7 protein-coding genes are annotated in these 6,315 nt (G+C 72.7%); 6 read left to right on the top strand and 1 reads right to left on the bottom strand.

The genetic code is table 11. The features are described 5' to 3' along the window. A partial coding sequence (locus QR78_RS29100; RefSeq protein ID WP_048431109.1) for an FAD-binding oxidoreductase occupies positions 1-1,132 on the top strand: 1,132 nt, incomplete at its 5' end. Beyond that, positions 1,129-2,202 carry a hypothetical protein gene (locus QR78_RS29095; RefSeq protein WP_053221148.1) on the top strand — a complete coding sequence of 358 codons (1,074 nt, stop codon included), beginning with the start codon at positions 1,129-1,131 and terminating at the stop codon, positions 2,200-2,202. The genes QR78_RS29100 and QR78_RS29095, both read left to right, overlap by 4 nt. A gap of 115 nt (positions 2,203-2,317) precedes the next feature. Here QR78_RS29095 and QR78_RS29090 read toward each other — a convergent pair whose 3' ends face one another. Next, the gene (locus QR78_RS29090) at positions 2,318-3,736 is read right to left on the bottom strand and encodes an alpha,alpha-trehalose-phosphate synthase (UDP-forming) (protein WP_048431106.1); all 1,419 of its coding nucleotides are present in this window, start codon (positions 3,734-3,736) and stop codon (positions 2,318-2,320) included. A 337-nt stretch (positions 3,737-4,073) separates the two neighbouring features. Here QR78_RS29090 and QR78_RS29085 point away from each other — a divergent pair, with 337 nt between their 5' ends. From QR78_RS29085 to QR78_RS33350, 4 genes are all read left to right on the top strand, one after another. Further along, on the top strand, positions 4,074-4,739 hold the full coding sequence (locus QR78_RS29085) for a hypothetical protein (RefSeq protein WP_420865521.1): 666 nt from the start codon (positions 4,074-4,076) through the stop codon (positions 4,737-4,739). Positions 4,740-4,752: 13 nt separating this feature from the next. Beyond that, positions 4,753-5,181 carry a phage holin family protein gene (locus tag QR78_RS29080; protein WP_048431105.1) on the top strand — a complete coding sequence of 143 codons (429 nt, stop codon included), beginning with the start codon at positions 4,753-4,755 and terminating at the stop codon, positions 5,179-5,181. Then, positions 5,178-5,576 carry a DUF3618 domain-containing protein gene (locus QR78_RS29075; protein WP_048431104.1) on the top strand — a complete coding sequence of 133 codons (399 nt, stop codon included), beginning with the start codon at positions 5,178-5,180 and terminating at the stop codon, positions 5,574-5,576. The genes QR78_RS29080 and QR78_RS29075 overlap by 4 nt, the downstream gene beginning before the upstream one ends. A gap of 114 nt (positions 5,577-5,690) precedes the next feature. After that, a partial coding sequence (locus tag QR78_RS33350) for a hypothetical protein (protein WP_048431103.1) occupies positions 5,691-6,315 on the top strand: 625 nt, incomplete at its 3' end.

Below are 6,315 nucleotides of genomic sequence, written 5' to 3'. Positions count from 1 at the left end.
GGCGGGCTGCGTGCTCGCCAACGTCCAGGCGGCGGCCGAGGCGGCCGGGATGCTGTTTCCCCTCTCCCTCGCCTCCGAGGGCTCGTGCCGCATCGGCGGCAACCTCGCCACCAATGCCGGCGGTACCGCGGTGCTCGCCTACGGCAATGCCCGCGAGCTGACGCTCGGGCTCGAGGTGGTGCTGGCGGACGGGCAGGTCTGGAACGGGCTGCGCGCGCTGCGCAAGGACAATTCCGGCTACGACCTCAAGAACCTCTTCGTCGGCTCGGAGGGGACGCTCGGCATCATCACGGCCGCCGTGCTGCGGCTGCACCCGAAACCCGTCTCGAAGGCGACCGCCTTCCTGGGCCTCGAATCGGCCCGTGCCGCCCTCGACGCCTTCGGGCGCCTGCGCGACCGCCTCGGGCCGCGGCTCACCGCCTTCGAGTACGTGCCGCGCTTCCCCCTGGAGGTGGTGTTGCGCCATCTGCCAGGCGCCGTGCGGCCGCTCGACGGCGACCACGATACCTACGCCCTCGTCGAGGTCTCCTCGCCGGGCCCGGATGCCGACGAGGAGCTGGAGGCGCGGCTCTCCGAGCTGATCGAATCCGGCCTCGTCGCGGACGCGACCCTGGCCCGGAGCGAGGCGCAAGGCGCGGCGTTGTGGCGCCTGCGCGAGAGCCTGTCGGAGATGCAGGGCTACGAGGGCGGCTCGATCAAGCACGACGTCTCGGTGCCGGTCTCCCGGGTGGCGGAGTTCCTGGAGCGGGCGACCGCGGCGTGCGAGGCGGCGATGCCGGGGGTGCGGGTCTGCGCCTTCGGGCATTTCGGCGACGGCAACATCCACTTTAACCTGACCCAGCCGGTCGGGGCCGAGAAGGCCGCCTTCCTCGCCGAGTGGCCGCGGTTCAACCGCATCGTCCACGACATCGTTCACGCCATGGACGGCTCGATCGCCGCCGAGCATGGCGTCGGGCTGATCAAGCGCGACGAGCTGCCCCGCTACAAGGACCCGGTCGCCCTCGACCTGATGCGCCGCCTCAAGGGCGCCCTCGATCCGCACGGGCTGCTCAACCCCGGCAAGGTGCTGGCGGCGCAGGGCGCCCCGGAGGCGTTCCCGGCCAAGGGCGGCAGGGCGGCATCGCCGGCATGATCCCGCTGTTTCGCCAGGCGTCCCCGGCGCCGGCCGGCCTCACCGCGGGAGCGCTTCTCGGCGCCTTCGAGAGCCTGGGCGACAATTGCGAGTTCGGCATCGCCCAGCGCTACGCGGGCATCGATCCCCTCGGGCTCTTCCGCCTCTCCTCGGCGCCGATCGCCGACCTCACCCACGCGGTCGAGACCCGGTTCGCGCACTATGGCGGGCCCGGCGACATCGAGGTCCGGGTCGGGGCCGGCGGCTACCTCTTTTGCCACAGCCGCCGTTACGGCTTCGCCTACCATACCGGCGACACGGCCCCGCGCACGACGCCGGCCGCCCTCCTCGACCGGGAGGTCCGCCGGGTCGCCTACCTGAAGGAGCGGCTGCTCGCCGATCTCGCGGCGGGCGACAAGATCCTGGTGCGCAAGGGACCGCCGGGGGAGAGCGAGGCCGCGGTGCGGCGCCTCCTCGCCGCCCTGCGGGCGATCGGCCCGGCGACGCTGCTGCGGGTCTGCGCGGAGGACGGCCGGGTCGAGCCCGGGCGCGTCGTCTGGTGCGGCGAAGGGCTGATGCAGGGCACGCTGCCGCATTTCGCCCCCTACGCCGCGGCGACCGACGCCGATCTGGCGAGCTGGCTCGCCGTCTGCGGCCGGGCCTACGCGCTGCGCCACAGCCTCGTCGAGCCGCCGCCGCTCGCACCGTCCGGCCCGCCGGTCTTCTCGGCGCCCGGTGAGACGCGCCACGTCCTGCCCGCGGCCGCGCCGGAGCCCGGTATCCTCGTCGGGCCGCAGCCCGTCGCCGGCCTGCGGCCGAACCGTCTCCACGTCGTCTCTGCCGAGATCCGCCTGCCCGAGGATTTTTCCGGCACCCGGGCGGCCCTCGCTTTCGCGGATTCGGCGCTGCACGCCCGTCGCGACGCCGACCCGACCCGCCGAGGCACCTGGCAGACGGTCTATGCCGCCACCCGGACCCGCAAGCGCCAGAGCGAGGCGACGATCGGCCTGATGCTCGCCGGTCCTGCCGGGACGGCGGTGGACATGCGGGACTGGCGCGTGACGGAGGGCTGTCTGCCGGGATTGGCGTGAGGCGGCAGGCTCGGCCGGGGCCCATTCTCCGCGCGTCGCTCCCGCCGAGGGGGACCGTCGACGCGGGCCGTGTCGGACGACATGAGGGGCGCGGGGCGCCCCGGACCGGACGCCCCTACCCCGCCTCGGCTTCCGCCGGCGGCTCGCGCTCGACGGTGCGGAACCCTTCGAGTTCGCCGAGGTAGCTGCGCGCCCACCAATCCACGTCCTCGCGCGCCATGCGCTCGAACATCGGCTTCCAGCGCTCGACCCGCTCGGCCTTGGGCATGTAGAGGGCGGCGCGGATCGCCTCCGCCACCTCGAACCGGTCGTAGGGGTTGACCAGCAGCGCCTCGGGCATCTGGCGGGCGGCGCCGGCGAATTTCGACAGCACCAGCACGCCCGGATCGTCCTCGCTCTGGGCGGCGACGTATTCCTTGGCGACGAGGTTCATGCCGTCGCGCATCGGCGTGACGACGCCGACCCGGGCGGCGCGGTAGAGGCCGGCGAGCACCGCGCGGGGATAGGCCTTGGTGACGTACTGGATCGGCGTCCAGGACGGTTCGCCGAGCGACCCGTTGATGTTGCCCAGGACCTCGTTCACGTCGCGGCTGAGCTGCTCGTATTCCGGCACCTCGGTGCGCGACTTCGGGGCGATCTGCAGGAAGACGACGTTGCCGCGCTGGTCGGGGTTGGAGGCGAAGAAGCGCTCCACCGCCTCCATCCGCTCCGGCACGCCCTTGGAATAATCGAGCCGGTCGACGCCGATGAGGAGCTTGCGGGTGCGCAGGCCCGCCACCGTGTCGCGCACGGTGCGGTTCATGCCGGCGCGCTCGGCGGCCTGGCGGAAGCCGTCGACGTCGATGCCGATCGGGAAGCTGCGGATGCGGGTGCGGCGCCCGTCGACCATCAGCGAGCCGCCGCCGAGCGGGATCGCCCGCAGCTCGTCGACGAGGTTGCGCGACAGGTTGTGCACGTCGCTGTCGGTCTGCAGCCCGATCAGGTCGTAGTCGGAGACGGCGCGCAGGAGCTCCGTCGAGGCCGGCAGGGTGTTGAACACCTCGCCCGACGGCCAGGGGATGTGGTGGAAGTAGCCGATCGGGTTCGAGACGCCGAGGCCCCTGAGCTCGGAGGCGAGCGGGATCAGGTGGTAGTCGTGGACCCAGATCAGGTCGCCCGGCTCGATCAGCCCGGCGAGCGCCTGGGCGAAGATGCGATTGACGCGCTGGTAGCCCGCGTAGTCGGCCCGGGAGAACGCCGCCAGGCCGAGGCGGTAATGCATGATCGGCCAGAGCGCCCGGTTGGCGAAGCCGCTGTAATACTCCCGGTGATCCTGGGGCGAGAGGTCCATGACCGCGTATTGCACGCGGCCCCGATCGGCGATGACCGGCTCGGAGGACGGGTTGTCGGTGATCTTGCCGCTCCAGCCGAACCACAGCCCCTTGTAGGCCGTGAAGGCTTCCTTGAGGGCGACGGCGAGCCCGCCGGCCGCGACCGCCTTGGATCCCGCATCCGGGACGGCGACGCGATTCGACACGATGATGAGGCGTGACACGGCGGGTATGGACTCCGGCTGCACGGACCTTGTGGGGCGGGAACGTCGCCGCGTCCATCCGCCCCCGACGGAGAAAACGCCCGGTGAGCAAGCGCGATCCGCGAGGTTTGGTCAACCCTCGAGGCGAATCCTGACCGTGCGACACCCGGACCGGCTGTGCCCGGCGCTCCACAGGAATCCCGCCGCGATTCACTTGGGGCAAGGCTTAAGCAGGACCGCTCGCGGCGGGACCGGAACCGGGCGCCCTGGCTGCTGTTACTCGCAATAACGTCGCATGTGTGTGGCGCGGTGACCGGCGCGGCCGGGGGCCGTGCCGCGAAGAACGGAGTTCCCCTCAATGAGCGCGGGTTACGACAACGGACAGCACCGGGCCGACGATCGGGGTGCCGCCGGCGAGCGGCCGGCGGACTGGAACGACCTGCGCCACGACGTGCGCCAGCTCGGCGACGTGGCGATGGAGCGCGGTTTCAGCCTGGTGGACTCGGCCCGCGAGCAGGTCCACGGCTACGTCGACCGGCGCAAGGGCGATGCCGCCCAGTCGGTCTCCGACCTCGCCCAGGCCCTGCGCGATTCGGGCGGCAAGCTCGACCAGCAGCCCAACGTGAAGGCGTTCTTCGACAGCGCCGCCGACGGCCTCGAGCAGCTCTCGGGCTCGATCCGCGAGCGCAGCTTCGAGGATTTCTACAGCGAGATCGAGTCGGTGGCCCGCCGCCGGCCGGCCGCCGTCGCGGTGGCGACCTTCCTCACCGGCTTCCTCGCCGCGCGCTTCATCCGCTCCTCGGCCCATCCCGCCCACGTCCTCGACGGCCGCGAGGCCTTCGGGCGCGGTCCGGAGACCCGCCGCGACCCGTCCCGCGAGCGCGATGCCGCCAGGTCCGCGTCCTCGTCCTACCGGGCGCCGTCCTACGGCTCCCGCGAGGTGCCGGGCGCCCACAGCGAGCCCGAGACCGCCCGGCCCGACCCTTACCGCACCGGCGCGTCCGGCCCGCGCTACTCGGCCTGACGGAGGCGCCGCCATGGCCGATCCCATGACAGACCACCGCCCCCTCGGGGGCAACGGCGCCCCCGGCAGCATCCAGGGGCTGCTCGGCGACGCCCTGCGGGAGACGACCGACCTCGCCCGGAAGGAGATCGCCCTCTTCCGCACCGAGATGTCGAACAACCTGAGGTCGCTGTTCCTCGGGCTCGGCATGATGGTGGGGGCGGCGGTCTTCGCCGTCGTCGCCCTGCTGGTGCTCACCGATGCCCTGGTGAAGTGGCTCGCCACGGTGGTGAATTCCGAGGCGCTCGCCGCCCTGATCGTCGGGGCGGTCTTCCTCGCCATCGGCATCGGGCTCGCCCTTTGGGGCCGCAGCGCCATGTCCCTGTCGACCCTGACGCCGACCCGCACGACGCGGCAGGTGCGCCAGGATGCCAGGGTCCTGTCCGAGAGGGTGTCGGGATGAGCCAGTCGATCAACGATCTCGAGCACGACATCGAGCAGACCCGCGCGCGCCTCGACCGGACCATCGACCAGATCCAGGGCCGGCTCTCCCCGGCCAGCATCGTCGACGAGATGCTCGGCACCGCCCGGCAGACGCCCGCGATGGCCGGCCTCTACGATGGGGCCCTGGCGGCGGTGCGGCGCAATCCCGTCCCGGTCATGCTGATCGTCGCCGGGGTGGGCTGGCTCGTGCACCGCGTTGCCCGGGAATCCGAGCGTCGCCGGGAGCTCGACGCGACGATGGCCGGGGCCGAGTCGGTGCCGGTCCTCAACACCGGCACGGCCCGGGTCTACGATCCCGACCGGCCGACCGCTCATCCGGCCGCCGACCGCGTCGCCGACAGCCTGCGGATGTAATCCCGGCGCCGGCCTGAAGCCGGTGTCCCGTCCCCAAAAGAATCCTCGTTTCGCCGCAGGCCAGAGCGGGCGCCGGTTCTTGGCGCCCCTCGCCTGCCAGGGAGTACCCGAGTCATGGCAGAGCACACCATCAACCCGGCCAATCCGGGCGCCCCGTCGGCCCACACCCCCGCGACCGGCCCCGAGCGCAACCTGCATCAGGACCACGACACCGTGCGCCGCAACCTCGACGCCGCGCAGGATTCGGCGGGCGATGCGGCCCGTCATGCCGGAGACGCTGCCAAGGAGGCCGCCGCCGGCATGTCCGAGCGGGTGAGCGAGACCGTCTCGTCGATCGGCGAGCGCATCGGCGAGACCGCCGACCAGCTGCGCGCCAAGGCCGACGCGGCAGCCGACCGGCTGAAGCGCGGCGCCAACGACGCGGTCGACCGGGCCCATGCCGAGGCGAGCCGCACCTACAGCGCCGTCGGCGGCCGCAGCGCCGACACGATCGACCGCGCCCGCGACTGGGCCAACGACCGGATCGAGACCGGCTCGCGCCGCTACGCCGACCTGCGCGACCGCGGCAGCGACCGGCTGGCCCAGGGCCAGAACGCCGTCGAGCGCTTCGTGACCGAGAACCCGGTCCTCGTCGGCGTCGTCGGCCTCGCCGCCGGCATGCTGCTCGGCGCGCTGCTGCCGCGCACCCGCCAGGAGGACAAGGTCGTCGGTCCCTGGGCCGACGACCTTGTCCTCCTGG

It is taken from the genome of Methylobacterium indicum (genome assembly GCF_001043895.1).
Lineage (GTDB): Bacteria > Pseudomonadota > Alphaproteobacteria > Rhizobiales > Beijerinckiaceae > Methylobacterium > Methylobacterium indicum.
Note: the sequence above shows the minus strand (reverse complement) of the source record. Positions and strands in the feature narration are given on the sequence as shown.